Raw genomic sequence first — 18,423 nt, 5'->3', positions numbered from 1 at the left:
TTCGGTAAGTTTGTCGGGTGGCGCTCCGCTTACCCGACCTACGGTACTCAAGGCCCGGCAAGCGAAGCGCTACCAGTCATAGCAAGCTTCACCGGCATCCCCGACCGCCGTTCCAGTTCAGCGCCCGCCCCTTCACTTATCAGCTGCGTCCTTTGTGCGGCTGAAATGGGCAGCGGCACCTTATTTGTCGATTCAAATTCCGCGCGATTGCGTGAAAGCGGCTCGTGAACCTCTACCCAACGGCTACCGTCCGGCTCCGTGGTCACTTTTACGGGCTGATCGATAAGCTGTACCCGCGTCCCCACCGAAACGTTATCGAACAGGTATTTGATATCGTTATTACGCAGGCGAATGCAGCCCTGGCTGACGCGCAGACCAATGCCGAAATTTGAGTTGGTACCGTGGATCGCGTACAGCCTGCCGATATAAAGGGCATACAGCCCCATCGGGTTATCCGGCCCGGCGGGAACGAACGCGGGCAACGTTTTCCCTTCCTTCGCGTAAGCGCGTCGCGTATTTGGCGTGGGTGACCAGGTTGGGCCTTCCTGTTTGCGCTCAACGGCGGTTACCCAGTTACGCGGCGTTTCGCGCCCGGCCTGACCGATGCCAATAGGCAGCACCTCAACCGTGTTGCTGCCGGGTGGATAATAGTAAAGTCGCATTTCCGCGACGTTCACCACAATTCCCTCGCGCACCGTTGGCGGCAGAATAAGCTGCTGCGGCACCGCAAGCTGTGTTCCGGCTCGCGGTAAAAACGGATCCACCCCCGGGTTGGCTTCCAGCATATTGCTCAACCCCTGTCCGTGCTGCGCTGCAAACGCTTCGAGCGGCAGAGTATTGCCCTCAGGCACGGTGATGGTGATCGGCGCCCCCACCAGGCGGCTGCCCTCGGGAGGGAGGGGGTAGGTTACAGCAGATGCAGCGGGAACCAGAATACCAAGCGTAAAAACGAACGAGGCAAATCGAATCATAGTGTTCTGTACTCAGTCAAAGAGAAAGCCTGCCGGTGGGCAGGCTTAGCCTGCTCATTCAGTCATCTTTTCGTCGTGCGCCATCTCCGGGTAAGGACTTTTTCTGCTTCAACAATCATGAACATCGCAAACCCAATCAGGCAGGTAATGATCCAGTAGCGGAACGGTAGCGCTTCGGTACCGAACAGCATTTGCATGAACGGCGCATAGATGATCAGAAGCTGAAGGGCCAGAAGTACGCCGCTCACGATCCATATCCCCTTATTAGCCAGCAGACCTTTACTCAGGGAGAAACCGTCGGTGACGCGGCAGTTGAGCATGTAAAACCACTGGGCGGTGACCAGCGTTTGCAGCAACACGGTGCGGATGAACTCCGGCGAGTAACCGCGTGGTTGCAGCCAGGCCTCCAGCACAAAGGCGCTGATGGCAATCATCAGTCCGACAAACACCACTCGCCAGATGGCATATCCGTCCATCACATGCAGGTTAGACTTACGCGGCGGCCGGTTCATGATGTCCTTCTCACCCGCTTCAAACGCCAGGCCAAACGACAGCGTTGCCGAGGTTGCCATGTTCATCCACAGGATCAGTACCGGTGTTAACGGGATCAGGTTCCCCGCCAGCAGGGCAATAATGATCAGCAGGGCCTGGGCGATGTTGCTCGGGATAACGAACAAAATGGTCTTTTTCAGGTTGTCGTAGACCCGACGCCCTTCATGGACCGCCCGGGCAATGGTGGCAAAGTTATCATCCGTTAACACCATATCGGCGGCTTCTTTGGTGACTTCAGTACCTTTGATCCCCATCGCGATGCCGACATCCGCCCGCTTCAGCGCAGGCGCATCGTTCACCCCGTCCCCGGTCATTCCGACCACTTCCTGCTTACTTTGCAGCGCCTGCACCAGGCGGAATTTATCTTCCGGGCTGGTTCGGGCAAAGATATCGTATTTTTGCGCCGCCTCGCTCAGCTGGTGGTCGTCCATCGCCTCCAGCTCGCGCCCGGTAATGGCGCTCGCCGCGTTGCCAATACCCAGCATCTGTCCAATGCTCATCGCCGTTTGTGGATGATCCCCGGTAATCATTTTCACGCGAATGCCCGCCTGCAAGCAGTCGGCAATGGCCGAAATGGCTTCCGGGCGCGGGGGATCCATCATGCCCGCAATGCCGAGCAGTATGACCCCTTCTTGCAGATCCGCATGCGTCAGCTCGCGCTGCCCGCTGGCGGCCGGTTTCCAGGCCGCAGCCACCATGCGCAATCCCTCGCGCGCATACTCTTCAATCTTCTCTTCCCAATAGTGCAGGTTGAACGGCTCCAGCCCGTTTTGGGTCTGCTGGTGCTGGCAAAGACGGAAAAGGACGTCCGGCGCACCGGTGATTAACATCACCTCTTCGTCGCCCAGGTGATAAAGGGTGGACATGTATTTATATTGCGAATCGAATGGGATTTTACTGCGCAATTCGGCGTCAATTGTCGGAAGCGGGATTTTGGCCGCCAGCACCTTCAGCGCGCCTTCGGTGGGCCCGCCGGTGATTTTCCACAGCCCCTGCTCATCTTTGATCAGCTGGCTGTCATTACAGAGATCGACGGTGCGCAGATAGCGCTCAAGCACAGACCCCTGGGTCACGGTGACCGGTGTTGGATCGTCAACAGGGTGAATAGCGCCCACCGGCTCGTAACTGTCTCCCTCCACGCGGTAGGTGGTGTCCGCGGTAATCACCGCTTTTACCGTCATCTCATTCATGGTCAGGGTGCCGGTTTTATCCGAGCAGATAACCGTCATCGCCCCCAGCGTTTCCACGGTAGGCAGCTTGCGAATAATCGCCTTGCGACGCGCCATCGCCTGCACGCCCAGCGAGAGGATGATCGAGATAATGGCCGGTAATCCTTCCGGCACCGCCGCCACCGCAAGGCTAATCAGCGACAGCACCAGCTCTGAAACGGGCATATCGCGGAAGATGAGGCTGAAAACGAACAGCGCCAGCATCATCACCAGAATGGTGATAAAAATGGTCTTGCCGAGCTTGTCCATTTGCACCATCAACGGGGTACGGTGTTTTTCAATGTCTGACATCATCTGGTTGATATGGCCGAGTTCGGTCTCCCCACCGGTTGCCACCACCAGCCCTTTTCCCCCGCCGGAGCTGACGGTGGTGCCCGAATACAGCAGATTGTAACGGTCACCTAACGGGAGTTCGCCGCTGAGCACATCGCTGCTTTTCTCCACTACCGTGGATTCGCCGGTGAGAATAGCTTCTTCCACCCGCAGGTTGTGCGCCTCTATCACGCGAAGATCGGCAGGAATGCGATCCCCGGCGCGTATCACCACGATATCTCCGGGCACCAGCGCTGTCGTCGGGATAGTTTCATGGTTGCCCTGCCGGATGACCACAGCCTCGCTGGAGAGCATATTACGAATGCTTTGCAGCGATTTCTCCGCATTGCTCTCCTGAATATGGCCAATCAGGGCGTTAATGATAGCCACCCCAAGAATGACAAACATATCCACCCAGTGTCCCATTATCAGCTTCAGCAGCGCCGCCGCCAGAAGGACGTAAATAAGGACATCGTTGAAATGGGCCAGAAAGCGCAGCCAGCCGGGTTTACCCGGTTTTTGCGGTAAGGCGTTTTCGCCGTATTTTTCCAGCCTGGCGGTCGCTTCTGTACTGCTGAGTCCGTCGAGGCTGGATTGGATATTTGTCAGGGTTTCATCAACGGTCTGTTGATAATACGGGCGGTGAGGCTTTTCTGTTATCATCGTTCCTTCCTCGGGTTCTTTTCAGAAATCACCTTGCTTTCATGTCATTAACGAATAACGAAAACAGGAACATGCGCATAACGAACGATACTCGCCGCCTCTGACCCTAATAAATGGGTTTGAATATTGGGATTACGCGATCCCACAATAATCGCACCGACGTTAAGTTCATCCGCCAGTTTGATTACCTCATCACGTATATTCCCGCTGCGAACATGCAGATGGACATTTGCTTCCGGCAGGTTGATTTTTTTTACCAGCGCAGCCAGTTTTTCTTTAGCATTATTAATCATATATTCATCCATCTTTCTCGCGTCTGCAATAAAACCGCGGGTCAGTTCCGCCGAGAACTTTGGCATAACGTACAGCAGATGGACATTACCCGATGCGCTTTGCGCCAGGAATTGGGCATGCTGTAGCGCTTTATCAGACAACGCTGTTTCGTATACATCCACCGGCACCAGAATCGTTTTATACATATCAAGCATCCTTTTTATAACCAACACAACAGTGAGTGAATCAGGAGAGATCGCATCAACCCCATGGGTACAGGCGTGAATGCCTTTTACGGAAAAAAGGAATGGATGCTATTAAACGTAGCACAGGAATATCAGGATGTTATTCAAAGGGGATACGCTATTGTAACGCTTGTTTCGCCTGAGTATGTCACGCCACTAATAATGGTTATTTAACATTTATTTATTCACCGACTATGCTCATAGTCAGGCATGCAACACGTTCATTCTCTTTATCCCGCGCCACCTTCAACCTCATGGAGGAATGCATGTACGGTTTAAGCCTGATTCGCCTTGGTTTGTTTATTGCGCTCGCCATTATCGCCAGCACAGCAATCGGTTTATTTACCTATGTGGTCGTCTCGGCCCTGGCAGAATAGCGCCACCCCAGCATTGATGACGAAATAAATAAAACAATTATTATCAGGGGAATACTGTGAAGCGCTACCTCTCTCTTCTGCCTGCTGTTTTATTGCTGCTGACGGCGTGCGATCCGAAATCCGACCGCGCCGCGCCCCTGCCGAAAATGGTAAAAGTCGCAGAGGTGGTGAAGGCTGGCAACGCGCAGCAGCGCGTCTTTCCCGCCCGTATCGAATCCGGCGACGCCACGGATCTTGCGTTCAAACGTGCCGGGCAGATTGAGACCCTGGACATTCGCCAGGGTGTCGTTGTCAAACAGGGGCAACGGCTCGCCAGTCTTAACGATCGCGAAGCCCGGCAGCGTCTGAACGACAGGCAAACGGCGGCGACCCTGGCTCAGCGGCAATTCGACCGCTTCCAGACCCTGGCAGGACGCCAGGCCGTGTCGAAGGCCGAGATGGATGTCCAGCGCGCAAACCGCGATTCTGCAAACGCCGCGCTTCAGATTGCACGCGAAGAATTGAGTCAGATGACGCTCGTCGCCCCCTTTAGCGGGACAGCGGCCAGCGTACATGTGCGAAACCATCAGGTCGTCTCAGCCGGCCAGCCCGTCGTCACATTGACCCGTACCGATCTACTGGACGTGGTGTTCAGCCTTCAAGAGAACCTGTTTAACACCTTCGATATTCGCAATGCGCAGTACAAACCGGTAGTGAAGATCAACGCCCTGCCCGGTCGCGAGTTTACCGCTGTGTACAAAGAGCACTCAGGCAGTAGCGACAGCAACACTTTGACCTGGCAGGTAATTTTAACCATGCCCCGCCCGGATGATTTTCCCGTCGTGGGCGGCGTCAGCGGAACGGTCACCATCAATTTAACCAACCTACCGGCGGGCGTCGGCAGTGAGGCGCTGGTGGTGCCGGTTGAAGCGGTCTTTAACCCGGATAACCGCCCGCGCAATGAGCCACACGTCTGGGTGGTGACGGGCGAAGGCGATACGTTGCACCTTGAAGATCGTAAGGTCAGCGTGGGACAAGTCAGCGCTGAGGGGGTCATCATCGTCGGTGGGCTTAAGGCGGGTGAACGCGTGGTGGCCGCAGGCGTTGGGGAGTTACATCCCAACCAGCCGGTACGTATCTGGACGCGTGAACGGGGACTATAATGGATATCTCTCGTCAGTTTATCAGCAACCCGGTTCGCGTCTGGCTGACGATTTTGCTGCTGGGCGTAGGTGGCATTATTGCCCTGTTGAACATCGGCAGACTGGAAGATCCGGCGTTTACCATCAAAACGGCGGTGGTGATCACCCATTATCCGGGCGCGTCGGCGCAGCAGGTTGAGGAAGAGGTCACCCTGCCGCTGGAAAACGCGCTTCAGCAATTACCTTACCTGGATAACGTCAGCTCCATCTCCTCCAGCGGCCTGTCGCAGATCACGGTCAATATAGCCTCGCGCTACCACTCAAATGCGCTGCCGCAAATCTGGGATGAACTGCGTCGCCGGGTGGGAGATGCCGCCCGACAGTTTCCACCCGGCGTAGTGACCCCGTTTGTGAATGACGATTTTGGCGATGTGTTCGGCTTTTTCTTTGCCATTTCCGGCGATGAATTCAGCAATCCGGAACTGGTCCGGTATGCCGAGCAGCTGCGCCGGGAGTTGGTCCTCGTGCCAGGCGTGGGCAAAGTGGCCATCGGCGGAACCCTCACCCAGCAGATTAACGTGGATATTTCTCTGAGCAAAATGGCCGCGCGCGGGATAACGCTGAACCAGCTTTCTGCCCAGCTCAGCAGGCTGAACGTGGTCTCCAGCGCGGGAGAGATCCCCTCCGGTACTGAGTCAATTCGTCTGCATCCTACCGGTGAATTCGAAAGTATTGACGAGCTGGCCGATCTCATCGTGACCCCGCCGGGCGTTGGGGCGGCTACCCGCTTACGGGATATTGCCACCCTGTCACGCGGGCTGGATGCCTCCCCTGCCAGCATCTACCATGCCAACGGCAGAAAAGCCGTCACCATGGGCGTCTCCTTTATCCCCGGCGTTAACGTGATCGACGTGGGAGATGCCCTGGAGGCGAAGCTTGAGCAGATGTCAGCCGAGAAACCGGCAGGTATCCACATCGACCTGTTTTACGATCAGGCGGCGGAGGTCGGGCATTCCGTCAACGGATTTATCATTAATTTCCTGATGGCGCTGGCGATTGTCGTCGGTGTGTTGCTGATCTTTATGGGCTTACGCAGCGGGATCATTATCGCCTTTTCCCTCGCGCTTAATGTGCTGGGTACGCTGCTGATCATGTATCTCTGGGGTATTGAACTACAGCGCATTTCACTGGGCGCGCTGATCATCGCCCTCAGCATGCTGGTCGACAATGCCATTGTTATTGTCGAAGGGGTACTGATAGCCCGGCAGCAGGGCTCGTCCCTGATGAACGCCATTAGCAACATTATTCGCCGTTCTGCGCTGCCGCTGCTGGGTGCGACGGTGATCGCCATCCTGGCCTTTGCGCCCGTCGGGCTGTCGCAGGACTCTACCGGCGAATACTGTAAGTCGCTGTTTCAGGTTCTGCTGATTTCGCTCATGCTGAGCTGGTTCTCTGCCCTCACCATTACACCGGTGCTGATCAAATGGTGGCTGTTTAAACGGGACGCTGCGCCGCCAGAGGCTGACGAAACGGATCCCTATGACAAACGCATCTATCGGATCTATCAGGCGGTGCTCAACGCGCTGTTACGGCGTAAAGCGCCAACGCTGGTGGTGATGGCCGCACTGCTGGCAGCCGCCATCTGGGGCTTTGGCTCGGTGCGGCAGAACTTCTTCCCCTCCTCCAGCACGCCGATTTTCTTTGTCGACCTCTGGCTCCCTTACGGTACCGACATTAAATGGACCGAGAAGATGACCAGTGATATCGAGAAAACCATTAACGGCCAGCCTGGAGTGGAAACCACGGTCTCGACGATTGGTCAGGGAAGTATGCGATTTATTTTGACCTACAGCGGACAGCGGCAGTACAGCAACTATGCGCAAATCATGGTGAGAATGGACGACCAGCGTAACATCCCCGCCCTGACCCGCCACGTTGATGAGTACATCGCCCGGAACTATCCGCAGGTTAACGCCAGCACGAAGCGGGTGATGTTTGGCCCCTCCGGCGACAGCGCTATTGAAGTGCGTATTAAAGGCCCCGATCCCGACAGGCTGCGTCTGATCGCCAGCCAGGTAGACAACATTCTTACGCGCGATCCGGCGACGGACAGCGTCAGGAACGACTGGCAAAACCGCAGCAAAGTGATCCGCCCGCAGTACGTCACCGCGCTCGGACGTGAGCTTGGCGTGGATAAGCAGGACGTCGATAACGCACTGGAGATGAATTTCTCCGGCAGCCGGGCAGGCCTGTACAGAGAAGGAAGCGATCTGTTACCCGTGGTGGTGCGCCCGCCGGAAAGCGAGCGGGTGGACGCCAACCACCTGAACAACGTCCTGGTCTGGAGCCAGACCCGGCAGCAGTATATTCCGCTGAGCAACGTCGTCAGCGGCTTCGCGCTGGAGTGGGAAGATCCGCTGATCCTGCGTCGCGACCGCTCGCGCGTGCTGACCGTGCAGACCGACCCTGACCCGCTAAGCCAGCAAACGTCCGGCGATATTCTCGCCCGCGTGAAGCCGCAAATAGATGCCCTGCCCCTGCCTCACGGCTACAGCATTGAATGGGGCGGGGACGCGGAGAATTCCAGCGAAGCGCAGCAGGGGCTATTTACCACGCTGCCGATCGGGTATCTGGTGATGTTTGTGATCACGGTGCTGATGTTCAGTTCGGTGAAAAACGCCGTCGCTATCTGGCTGACCGTGCCGCTGGCGCTGATCGGCGTGACGCCGGGGTTTTTAATTACCGGCATCCCCTTTGGCTTTATGGCGTTGATTGGCCTGCTGAGCCTGAGCGGGATGCTGATCCGCAACGGCATTGTGCTGGTGGAAGAGATAGAACAGCAGAAAGCGCAGCAGGATCAGCACAGTGCGATCGTTTACGCCGCCACGTCGCGCCTGCGTCCCATCCTCCTCACCGCCTTTACGACCGTACTAGGCCTCGCCCCTCTGCTGCTGGATGTGTTCTTCCAGAGCATGGCCGTTGTGATTATGTTTGGGCTTGGGTTTGCTACAATCCTGACGCTGCTGGTACTCCCCGTAATTTACGCGTGTTTCCATCGTAAGGACAAAGCTGAACAACAATGAATGCGACAGGGCTGAATATCATCAAGACGCTGGGCTGTATGACGGCGGTTACCTTTTTCACCATCTACAACACCTGGGATCATTACGATTATGACTATCACTGGATCCTCGGTTTTTTAACCTTCATTTCGACCATCGCCACGCCGTTGTTTTTTGTGGTTGCAGGGTATCTGGACGGGCAATCCCGACACGGCACGCGCTGGCAGCTGGATAAGATCAAACGCCTGGTGATCGTCTTTCTGTTCTGGGTAACGATTTACTACCTGTGGGAACCCTATCAGCGCGGATATCTGATCCAGCCCTGGTTCGTGTTCGCGTTTATCGTGATTTACACGTTTCACCCGGTGGTGGAGCGGCTCAGCCAGCGACGAATGCTCTTTTGCGGGGTGATTACCGCCCTGCTGCTTTTCTCTTACGGGTACGATTTGCTGTCGGCCCTCTATCCTGATGCCCACGTCCTTTCATTGTCGCCGCAGTATCGCCTGTGGACGTGGCTGCTGTTTTATCTGACAGGCCAGCTCTTTTGCGATCCGCAGATCGCGGCGTGGATCGGCCGCAAAAACGTGGTCAGGGCCGCGGTGATTGCGATACCGTTTATCTATCTCTTCACATGGTTTTACGAACGGCACTTCTTTTTTGCGCTATTTAAAGCAGACAGAAACGCCTTTATCCTCACCGGATCGCAAATTTACATTCTGATTATTGCCCTGGTGATTGCGGCAAATGGCGTACGGTTTCGCCGCAATGCGGAGTTTAAAGAGTCCGTGCTGGCCACCATTAGCAAAACGATGACCGGGGTCTATATCATGCACTACTCGGTGTTTCACCTGCTGACCGCGCTCATTCCGGTGACGTCCCTGAGCACCAAACTTGCTCTGATTGTGCTTACGTTTGTTACGTCGGTCCTGTTTTCGCTGCTGATCCTGTCCAACACAGTGGCCAAAAAAGTGATCACCCTCTAAAAGCCCAGGCGCAGCCAGGCAAACAGCACGTTGCCGTTGTTGTAGGTCCCGGGAATATAGGTGAACTGGACGGTGACGCGCTTATATCCGGCAGAGAAAAGCGGGAAGATAAAAGGCAGCGGGACATAGTTGGCAAAGTCGTCGCGCGCGGTGATCCCCGCGGCGGCCCCGAGCCCCAGACGGAAATCTTTTGCGTTATCCAGATACCACCCCTTCTCCCAGCCGTAACCCATCGCGGGCTGCCACTCGTTGTGGGAATCTTTAAACATCATGGCAAACAGCGCGCTCCAGTTGCCCTCGTCGTTGTAGCGAGACACGCCCAGCCCCCCGCCCCACGGCATTTCGTTGTAATTATCCGTTTTCTCTTTGTCATACATGAAGCGTGCATGCCAGCTCAAAAACGGAAGGTAGAGATCGTAACGATCCGGCTGTTCCCAGGTTTGCGCAATATCGTCCGTTACTGCATCCCACCAGCGATGAATACGCTGTTCGCCATAGACTTTCGGCTCCGCATGCAGCGGAGATACGACTAAAAACAGGACTACCCACAGTGCAGGAAAGAGGCGTTGCATCGTTATTCCCTCAGCTTACGTCATACAGCGATCATTATTACTGTAAACCATTCAGCCCTAACCGGAGCCAAACAGGCTGATTTATGTTGTCGCCCGATAAGATGAAATTTATTTATTCTGCGCTTTCAGGAAAGATAAAAACGTTTTCTCAGGCCGCGTGTCGCGGTAGTCTCATACGTTCCGCCAATATGACGGCCGTGATGTGAGTGACCTTTTCTTATACCAATAATTAAAAATCAGTACAGACAGGACAACTATGGACTCCACCCTTATCTCCGCTCGCCGCAACGAGGAGACACCTTCGCTTAACCGCGCCCGCCGCGCCGCTTTAGGTAGCTTCGCAGGCGCCGTCGTCGACTGGTATGACTTTCTGCTCTACGGTATTACCGCTGCGCTGGTCTTTAACCGTGAATTCTTTCCCCAGATCAGCCCCGCCATGGGCACGCTTGCTGCGTTTGCCACCTTCGGCGTCGGTTTTCTGTTTCGTCCGCTGGGCGGGATAATTTTCGGCCACTTCGGCGATCGCCTTGGCCGTAAACGTATGCTGATGCTCACCGTGTGGATGATGGGTATTGCCACCGCGCTAATCGGTATTTTGCCCTCCTTTGCATCGATTGGCTGGTGGGCCCCGGTGTTGCTGGTGACGCTGCGCGCCATTCAGGGCTTTGCCGTTGGCGGCGAATGGGGCGGTGCGGCATTGCTGTCCGTGGAAAGCGCGCCGAAGAACAAGAAAGCGTTCTACAGCAGCGGCGTGCAGGTAGGTTATGGCGTGGGTCTGCTGCTCTCCACGGGCCTGGTGTCGCTAATAAGCCAGCTCACGACAGACGAGCAGTTCCTGAGCTGGGGCTGGCGTATTCCGTTTATCTTCAGCATTGTGCTGGTCGTGGTGGCCCTGTGGATCCGTAACGGCATGGAAGAGTCGGCTGAGTTTGAGCGGCAGCAGCGCGAAAAACCGGTCGCCAAAAAACGGCTGCCGGTGATGGAAGCGCTGGTGCAGCACCCTGGCGCTTTTCTGAAAATTATCGCCCTGCGCCTGTGCGAACTGCTGACGATGTATATCGTCACCGCCTTTGCCCTCAACTATTCCACGCAAAACCTCGGCCTTCCGCGGGAATTGTTCCTGAATATTGGCCTGGTGGTGGGCGGGATCAGCTGCCTGACCATCCCCTGCTTCGCCTGGCTGGCGGATCGCTTTGGCCGTCGACGGGTGTATATCACCGGGGCGCTCATAGGCACACTTAGCGCCTGGCCGTTCTTTATGGCGCTGGAGGCACAGTCGGTCTTCTGGATTGTCTTCTTCGCGATCATGCTTGCGAACATCGCTCACGACATGGTGGTCTGCGTGCAGCAGCCAATGTTCACCGAGCTGTTTGGCGCAAGCTACCGCTACAGCGGCGCGGGCGTGGGATATCAGGTGGCGAGCGTGGTCGGCGGCGGGTTTACGCCGTTTATCGCCGCCGCGCTGGTGACGTTCTCCGGCGGTAACTGGCATAGCGTGGCGATTTATCTGCTGGCGGGTTGCCTGCTTTCTGCTGCCACCGCCCTGTTGATGAAGGAAACCGCGCATAGCTGATCTCCTCACTTTTGTTTCACAGGCGTGTGACATACTATCGGGTAAAGCCGCACACCTGTGGAACAAGGAGACAGACATGAATAATAAGGGCTCCAGCCTGACCCCGGCTCAGGCACTGGAAAAACTCGACGCGCTGTATGAACAGTCCGTCAATGCACTGCGCAGCGCCATCAGTGACTATATCGAAACAGGGAAACTTCCCGATGAAAAGGCCAGAACCCAGGGCCTTTTTGTTTATCCATCGCTCTCTGTCACCTGGGACGGTAGCGCCAGCAGCAATCCGAAAACCCGCGCCTATGCGCGTTTCACCCACTCCGGCTGTTACAGCACAACCATCACGCGACCTGCGCTGTTCCGCCCCTACCTGGAAGAGCAGCTTACCCTGTTGTATCAGGATTACGGCGCGCATATCAGCGTTGAGCCGTCCCTGCACGAGATCCCTTACCCGTACGTGATAGACGGCTCAGCGCTGACGCTGGATCGCTCCATGAGCGCAGGGCTGACCCGTCATTTCCCGACCACTGAGCTGTCGCAGATTGGCGATGAGACGGCGGACGGGATCTATCACCCGGCAGAGTTTTCACCGCTGTCGCACTTTGATGCCCGCCGTGTCGATTTCTCGCTGGCACGCCTGCGCCACTACACCGGCACGCCAGCCGAACATTTCCAGCCGTTCGTGCTGTTTACCAACTACACCCGCTATGTAGACGAATTTGTCCGCTGGGGCTGTAGCCAGATCCTCGATCCGGACAGTCCTTACGTCGCCCTCTCCTGCGCGGGCGGGATCTGGATCACCGCCGAAACCGAAGCACCGGAAGAGGCCATCTCCGACCTGGCGTGGAAAAAGCACCAGATGCCCGCCTGGCACCTGATCACCGCCGACGGTCAGGGCATTACGCTGATTAACATCGGCGTTGGCCCGTCGAATGCGAAAACCATCTGCGACCATCTGGCGGTACTGCGCCCGGACGTCTGGCTGATGATCGGCCACTGCGGCGGCCTACGTGAAAGCCAGCTGATTGGCGATTACGTCCTCGCCCACGCTTATCTGCGTGACGACCATGTTCTTGACGCGGTTCTGCCGCCGGATATTCCTATCCCGAGTATCGCGGAAGTGCAGCGCGCTCTGTACGACGCCACCAAAGAGGTGAGCGGCATGCCGGGTGAAGAGGTGAAACAGCGCCTGCGTACCGGTACGGTCGTTACCACCGACGATCGTAACTGGGAGCTGCGCTATTCCGCCTCCGCCCTGCGTTTCAATCTCAGCCGTGCGGTCGCAATCGATATGGAAAGCGCCACCATTGCCGCGCAGGGCTACCGCTTCCGCGTCCCTTACGGCACGCTGCTGTGCGTGTCCGATAAACCGCTGCACGGCGAGATCAAACTGCCGGGCCAGGCGAACCGTTTTTACGAAGGGGCGATCTCAGAGCACCTTCAGATTGGTATTCGCGCCATCGATTTACTGCGTGCAGAGGGCGACAAACTGCATTCCCGCAAGCTGCGCACCTTCAATGAGCCACCGTTCCGCTGATAACAAGGACACATCACGCATACCACTCACCCGGCCTGGGATTTCGTAGGTCGGGTAAGGCGAAGCCGCCACCCGACAATTTTACCGAACGCAGAAAAGCAAAAAGCCTGCTTTAAAAGCAGGCTTTTTAAATTTGGCTCCTCTGACTGGACTCGAACCAGTGACATACGGATTAACAGTCCGCCGTTCTACCGACTGAACTACAGAGGAATCGTGTGAACGGGGCGCATATTATCGATGCGCCCTGAGGATGTCAAAGGGTGAATGCAGATTTTCAATCGTTTGCCGATTTATTCTCCACTTCGCACATTTGTCAGGCACTTGCCGTTTCCGAAACCTCCTGCTCCGGTTTTTTTCGCGGATATTTCCACAGCCAGCGCCCGCTCACCATGCGCCAGTAGAACAGCGCGCCGCGCACGGCCCAGTCAAGGAACATCCCCAGCCAGACGCCGACAACGCCCATACCTAACATTACCCCCAGCGTGTAGCCCGCCACGACGCGACAGCCCCACATGCCGAGCATGGAGACCCACATCGCAAACCGGGCATCGCGCGCCCCTTTCAGCCCGGCAGGAAGTACCCAGGACGCGGCCCAGATTGGCATAAACGCCGCGTTGAGCCAAATGAGCACCTTCACGACCTCTTTCACGTCATTTTCATGCGTATAGAACGAGGCCATCAGCCCGGCAAAAGGCGCAGTTCCCCACGCAATCGCCGTCAGTCCAATGGTTGAAAGCCAGAAGACATGCCGAAGCTGCCGTTCCGCCTGCCCTATCTGCCCCTTTCCGAGACGTCTGCCGGTGATGATCGTCGACGCCGACCCCAGCGCGTTTCCCGGCAGGTTAATGAGTGAGGCAATGGAGAAGGCAATAAAGTTGCCGGCGATGACGTCTGTTCCCATCCCGGCAACAAACATCTGCGTCAGCAGTTTCCCGCCGTTAAACAACACGGATTCGATGCTGGCCGGAATCCCGATCCCCATCACTTCCCAGATGATGGCGAAGTTAAGCGGACGGAAATAACTTTTCAGCGTCAGGCGCAGCGATGGCGTAATTCCCGCCATCAGTACGCCGATTATCGCCGCCGCACCAATATAGCGGGAAATGGTCAGTCCTAAACCCGCGCCGACAAAGCCCAGCCCCTCCCAGGAAAAGACGCCATAAATCAAAACGCTGCTGATAATGATGTTCAGGATGTTCATGCCGCCGTTGATCAGCAGCGGGATTTTGGTATTCCCTGCACCACGAAGCGCACCGCTACCAATCAGCGCGATGGCAGCCGCCGGATAACTCAGCACCGTCATTTCCAGGTAGGTGAGAGCCAGATCCTTCACCTCACTGGTCGCTTCTCCCGCGACAAAGTCGATAATTTCTTTGCCGTAATAATGGATAACCGCCGCAAGGATGATCGAAAAGAGGGTCATGATCATCAGCGACTGTCTGGCCGCTTCGCGGGCACGCTTCGGATCGAGCTTACCCAGGCTAAACGCCACCACCACCGTCGTACCGAGATCGATAGCGGCAAAGAAGGACATCACCACCATATTGAAACTATCCGCCAGCCCTACCCCGGCCATAGCTTCTTTACCGAGCCAGCTCACCAGGAATGTGCTCAGCACGCCCATCAACAGGACGCAGGTATTCTCCAGGAAAATAGGCACAGCAAGGGGGGTGATTTCACGCCAGAAGAGAACTCGATAACTCTTACGTTTTGCATACCAGGGCGTGCGCATAATCGCCTGGCGTAGGGGTGCGGTGACGTTCAAAATGGACCTTAGCGAGAAAGTTGAAACTCCATTTCAAATGATGGGGCAGAAATGCGTATCCTGCAAAGTATTTTCCATAAAATTATGTTTGGATTTACAACAAAATGACGACAGAATCATCAAACAAACGCTTTTGCCTGAGATCAGGTTTGACAAAAGTTTTTTCGCCGCTAAGATAAGCCTCCACAACGATTCCTCTGTAGTTCAGTCGGTAGAACGGCGGACTGTTAATCCGTATGTCACTGGTTCGAGTCCAGTCAGAGGAGCCAATTTGCTGTTTTCATGCATCCTTGCGAATCATTATATGATGTTGGTTCAACAGGTTAGCGTGAAAACTCTTCCCGGTGCATTTTGATTTTACCCTCCGCATCGGGAAAAATTGGTGGTCAAATCTGGGGTCAGGTTAGTTCGATAATGGAGCGACCCCCATATGTCCCTTACCGACGCGAAAATCCGCACTCTCAAGCCTTCTGATAAACCCTTTAAAGTCTCCGATTCCCACGGTCTGTATCTGCTGGTCAAGCCGGGTGGCTCACGTCACTGGTATCTCAAGTACCGTATTAACGGTAAAGAATCGCGCATTGCGCTGGGTGCCTATCCTGCCGTCTCCCTCTCTGATGCGCGACAGCAGCGTGAAGGTGTCCGTAAAATGCTGGCGCTGAATATCAACCCGGTACAGCAGCGGGCTGCTGAACGTGGCTCACGAACACCGGATAAAGTTTTTAAAAACGTGGCGCTGGCGTGGCATAAAAGTAACCGAAAATGGTCGCAGAACACCGCTGACCGTCTGCTTGCCAGCATGAACAATCACATCTTTCCGGTCATTGGCAACCTGCCTGTATCAGAACTTAAACCCCGTCATTTCATTGACCTGCTGAAAAGGATCGAGGAAAAAGGTCTGCTGGAAGTTGCGTCCCGCACGCGGCAGCACCTGAGTAACATAATGCGCCATGCGGTTCATCAGGGGTTAATCGATACGAACCCGGCAGCAAATCTTGGCGGCGTGACCACACCTCCTGTCAGACGGCACTATCCTGCCCTGCCACTGGAGCGGCTGCCTGAACTGCTTGAACGTATTGAGGCATATCATCAGGGCCGTGAACTGACGCGGTTGGCCGTCCTGCTGATGCTGCATGTGTTCATTCGCTCCAGTGAACTGCGTTTCGCCCGCTGGTCAGAGATTGATTTCACAAACCGAGTCTGGACGATACCCGCGACGCGAGAACCCATTATTGGAGTGCGTTATTCCGGCCGCGGGGCAAAAATGCGAATGCCGCATATCGTCCCCCTCTCAGAACAGTCCATCGCCATTCTGAAACAGATTAAGGATATCACCGGTAATAATGAACTGATCTTCCCCGGCGACCATAACCCGTATAAGCCAATGTGTGAAAACACGGTCAATAAGGCACTGCGGGTGATGGGTTACGACACGAAAAAGGATATCTGCGGTCACGGCTTCCGGGCAATGGCATGCAGTGCGCTGATGGAATCGGGTTTATGGGCAAAGGACGCAGTAGAACGCCAGATGAGTCATCAGGAGCGCAATACCGTGCGCATGGCTTATATTCATAAGGCAGAGCACCTAGAAGCCCGCAAAGCGATGATGCAGTGGTGGTCGGATTATCTGGAAGCATGCCGAGAATCTTATGCACCGCCTTATACAATTGGTAAAAATAAGTTTATCCCATAGTATACTAACGAATCCCACACTCTGGCAAATTACCACCACCTCTACAGGAGGTGGTTCTATATAGACTTTTATCAACTTCATGACGAAAAACACCTATTTTATCCAAAAAGAAGACAATAGAGTCACAGAGGAATCAAAGAGCGACTCAATTGTCTTTGGACAGTCTGGTTGTGAGGTTAGAAAACAGTTACTCCTACACCATTAAATAGGGCGCAATGCTCGCTAATTTCTCCCGGGTTTCCGTCAGTTCGCGTTCCGGTGTAGATTGCGCGATGATTCCCGCCCCCGCTTGTATCCAGCAGCGCTGGCTGTCCTGAAATACGGAACGCAGAACTAGCGCCGCATCGAAGCGCATATCGTCCAGCAGCAGAATTGCGCCGGAATAGAGCTCTCGCGGCGTCTTCTCAATTTGCATAATCGCGTTCAGGGCAGCGTTTTTAGGGATACCTGAGGCGGTAATCGACGGAAACAGCACGGTAAACGCATCCCAGGCATCCTTGTTTTCCGCAAGCTGACCGCTCACGCCGGACCCCAGATGCTGAACGCTGCCACGCTGGCGAACCGACATTAAATCTTCAACCACCACGCTGCCCGGCAGGCAAACGGCCTCCAGTTCAGCAATCGCTTCTTTGACAGAAAGGATATGCTCAAGCACCTCTTTACTGTCGTGCAGCAGTTCTGCCTCTTTCGCCTTATTATGCTCCGGGTTTCCCATGCGATCGCGGGTGCCCGCAAGCGGTTCAGTGACCACTTTATTGCCCGTCACTGACATCACCAGTTCCGGGCTAAAGCCCAGCGCTTCGCGTCCTTCCTGACGGAACATAAACGAGCGCACAGGTGTATTTGCCTGCCGCCCGTATAACAGCGTGGCGGGCATATCAATCCGCGATGGCAGGGGAATAGCGCGCGAGACAATCACTTTGACATACTCGCCACGGCGGATCTCCGCAACGGCGCGTGCAACCTGTTGTTTATACGCCTCGCCATTGAGGGCGGTATCCACCGCCAGTGGTGCGTTCTGCGTCGTTGTACTGGCCTCTTTTACCCACTCACACAAACGTCGGCCCCCGTCGGCGGAGTCCGCATAAACGGTGACATTTCCCTTTTCAAAAATAAGTTCTTCACGGGGAACGGTTAACGTCAGCAGCGGCCACTCCCCGGCGTTAAAGGCAATCCCCCGCGCATGCGCCGCAAAGTTGAACCCAACCTGTCCATAAACCCGACGTCCTTTGACCTGAGGATGTGCCATAAAACGACGCGCGCAGTCGGTAATGGAATCCACCGCCCATTGTTGCTCCCCGGCATCATCAATAAATGTCGCCTGCGTTCCGTCGGCATTAATGTGCAACCGTGCCAGGCACCCTTTGCCTAAATACCAACAGGGTTGACGCTCATAGACATAACACTCTTCTTCTGCGAACTGGCGTAAAACGCCAGAAATCGTCGGCAGCCATTGTTCCTCTGGTAACGCCAGGTGTAAAAATTCACTGATTTTCATCCC

At 55.5% G+C, this 18,423-nt stretch carries 12 protein-coding genes and 2 tRNA genes; 7 read left to right on the top strand and 7 right to left on the bottom strand.

The window, feature by feature from the left end:
* Positions 1 to 47: 47 nt before the first annotated feature.
* The 3 genes from ldtA to ACOTXL_RS05770 form a co-directional block, all read right to left on the bottom strand.
* Positions 48 to 971, bottom strand: coding sequence for a L,D-transpeptidase (ldtA, locus tag ACOTXL_RS05780; protein WP_032659287.1), 924 nt, complete (start codon positions 969 to 971; stop codon positions 48 to 50).
* A 62-nt stretch (positions 972 to 1,033) separates the two neighbouring features.
* Positions 1,034 to 3,727, bottom strand: a complete 2,694-nt coding sequence (locus tag ACOTXL_RS05775) for a cation-transporting P-type ATPase (protein ID WP_045350295.1) — start codon at positions 3,725 to 3,727, stop codon at positions 1,034 to 1,036.
* Between the two features lie 47 nt (positions 3,728 to 3,774).
* The gene (locus tag ACOTXL_RS05770) at positions 3,775 to 4,206 is read right to left on the bottom strand and encodes a universal stress protein (protein ID WP_003859525.1); all 432 of its coding nucleotides are present in this window, start codon (positions 4,204 to 4,206) and stop codon (positions 3,775 to 3,777) included.
* A 472-nt stretch (positions 4,207 to 4,678) separates the two neighbouring features.
* Here ACOTXL_RS05770 and ACOTXL_RS05765 point away from each other — a divergent pair, with 472 nt between their 5' ends.
* Genes ACOTXL_RS05765 through ACOTXL_RS05755 form a run of 3 tightly spaced genes read left to right on the top strand, consistent with a single transcriptional unit; the run spans position 4,679 to position 9,788 of the window.
* Positions 4,679 to 5,764 carry an efflux RND transporter periplasmic adaptor subunit gene (locus tag ACOTXL_RS05765; protein ID WP_176687076.1) on the top strand — a complete coding sequence of 362 codons (1,086 nt, stop codon included), beginning with the start codon at positions 4,679 to 4,681 and terminating at the stop codon, positions 5,762 to 5,764.
* Positions 5,764 to 8,826, top strand: coding sequence for an efflux RND transporter permease subunit (locus ACOTXL_RS05760; protein ID WP_045350293.1), 3,063 nt, complete (start codon positions 5,764 to 5,766; stop codon positions 8,824 to 8,826). The genes ACOTXL_RS05765 and ACOTXL_RS05760 overlap by 1 nt, the downstream gene beginning before the upstream one ends.
* A gap of 38 nt (positions 8,827 to 8,864) precedes the next feature.
* Positions 8,865 to 9,788 (top strand): acyltransferase, encoded by a 924-nt coding sequence (locus tag ACOTXL_RS05755; protein ID WP_162184622.1) that lies wholly within the window; start codon positions 8,865 to 8,867, stop codon positions 9,786 to 9,788.
* On the opposite strand, the gene pagP is transcribed toward ACOTXL_RS05755, so the two are convergent.
* Positions 9,785 to 10,360 (bottom strand): lipid IV(A) palmitoyltransferase PagP, encoded by a 576-nt coding sequence (gene pagP, locus ACOTXL_RS05750; RefSeq protein ID WP_003859516.1) that lies wholly within the window; start codon positions 10,358 to 10,360, stop codon positions 9,785 to 9,787. The two genes, ACOTXL_RS05755 and pagP, sit on opposite strands and share 4 nt — an antisense overlap.
* 256 nt (positions 10,361 to 10,616) lie before the next feature.
* Between pagP and shiA the strand changes: the two genes are divergently transcribed.
* Positions 10,617 to 11,933: a shikimate transporter gene (gene shiA, locus ACOTXL_RS05745; RefSeq protein WP_017383305.1), complete on the top strand. Its 1,317-nt coding sequence runs from the start codon at positions 10,617 to 10,619 to the stop codon at positions 11,931 to 11,933.
* Between the two features lie 76 nt (positions 11,934 to 12,009).
* Positions 12,010 to 13,464 (top strand): AMP nucleosidase, encoded by a 1,455-nt coding sequence (locus ACOTXL_RS05740; RefSeq protein ID WP_023324933.1) that lies wholly within the window; start codon positions 12,010 to 12,012, stop codon positions 13,462 to 13,464.
* A gap of 134 nt (positions 13,465 to 13,598) precedes the next feature.
* On the opposite strand, the gene ACOTXL_RS05735 is transcribed toward ACOTXL_RS05740, so the two are convergent.
* Positions 13,599 to 13,674 (bottom strand) — tRNA-Asn (locus tag ACOTXL_RS05735).
* Between the two features lie 103 nt (positions 13,675 to 13,777).
* On the bottom strand, positions 13,778 to 15,196 hold the full coding sequence (gene emmdR, locus ACOTXL_RS05730; protein WP_023324934.1) for a multidrug efflux MATE transporter EmmdR: 1,419 nt from the start codon (positions 15,194 to 15,196) through the stop codon (positions 13,778 to 13,780).
* A 226-nt stretch (positions 15,197 to 15,422) separates the two neighbouring features.
* Between emmdR and ACOTXL_RS05725 the strand changes: the two genes are divergently transcribed.
* Together ACOTXL_RS05725 and ACOTXL_RS05720 are read left to right on the top strand one after the other, a co-directional pair.
* Positions 15,423 to 15,498: transfer RNA gene (locus tag ACOTXL_RS05725), tRNA-Asn, on the top strand.
* A gap of 161 nt (positions 15,499 to 15,659) precedes the next feature.
* Entirely contained in the window at positions 15,660 to 16,922 is a 1,263-nt protein-coding gene (locus ACOTXL_RS05720; RefSeq protein ID WP_001593427.1) for a tyrosine-type recombinase/integrase, read from the top strand.
* A 193-nt stretch (positions 16,923 to 17,115) separates the two neighbouring features.
* Here ACOTXL_RS05720 and ybtS read toward each other — a convergent pair whose 3' ends face one another.
* The gene (gene ybtS, locus ACOTXL_RS05715) at positions 17,116 to 18,420 is read right to left on the bottom strand and encodes a yersiniabactin biosynthesis salicylate synthase Irp9/YbtS (protein ID WP_000703034.1); all 1,305 of its coding nucleotides are present in this window, start codon (positions 18,418 to 18,420) and stop codon (positions 17,116 to 17,118) included.
* Between the last annotated feature and the right edge of the window lie 3 nt (positions 18,421 to 18,423).

The organism is Enterobacter cloacae complex sp. IR5402 (assembly GCF_049238125.1).
Lineage (GTDB): Bacteria > Pseudomonadota > Gammaproteobacteria > Enterobacterales > Enterobacteriaceae > Enterobacter > Enterobacter hormaechei_C.
The sequence above is the reverse complement of the archived record's forward strand: the minus strand, read 5'-3'. Positions and strand labels throughout refer to the sequence as shown.

Bases quoted from the DNA above. Each gene is read 5' to 3' on its own strand.
- ldtA (WP_032659287.1), bottom strand. From the start codon at position 971: ATGATTCGATTTGCCTCGTTCGTTTTTACGCTTGGTATTCTGGTTCCC.
- ACOTXL_RS05775 (WP_045350295.1), bottom strand. From the start codon at position 3,727: ATGATAACAGAAAAGCCTCACCGCCCGTATTATCAACAGACCGTTGAT.
- ACOTXL_RS05770 (WP_003859525.1), bottom strand. From the start codon at position 4,206: ATGTATAAAACGATTCTGGTGCCGGTGGATGTATACGAAACAGCGTTG.
- ACOTXL_RS05760 (WP_045350293.1), top strand. From the start codon at position 5,764: ATGGATATCTCTCGTCAGTTTATCAGCAACCCGGTTCGCGTCTGGCTG.
- ACOTXL_RS05755 (WP_162184622.1), top strand. From the start codon at position 8,865: ATGACGGCGGTTACCTTTTTCACCATCTACAACACCTGGGATCATTAC.
- pagP (WP_003859516.1), bottom strand. From the start codon at position 10,360: ATGCAACGCCTCTTTCCTGCACTGTGGGTAGTCCTGTTTTTAGTCGTA.
- shiA (WP_017383305.1), top strand. From the start codon at position 10,617: ATGGACTCCACCCTTATCTCCGCTCGCCGCAACGAGGAGACACCTTCG.
- ACOTXL_RS05740 (WP_023324933.1), top strand. From the start codon at position 12,010: ATGAATAATAAGGGCTCCAGCCTGACCCCGGCTCAGGCACTGGAAAAA.
- emmdR (WP_023324934.1), bottom strand. From the start codon at position 15,196: ATGCGCACGCCCTGGTATGCAAAACGTAAGAGTTATCGAGTTCTCTTC.
- ACOTXL_RS05720 (WP_001593427.1), top strand. From the start codon at position 15,660: ATGTCCCTTACCGACGCGAAAATCCGCACTCTCAAGCCTTCTGATAAA.
- ybtS (WP_000703034.1), bottom strand. From the start codon at position 18,420: ATGAAAATCAGTGAATTTTTACACCTGGCGTTACCAGAGGAACAATGG.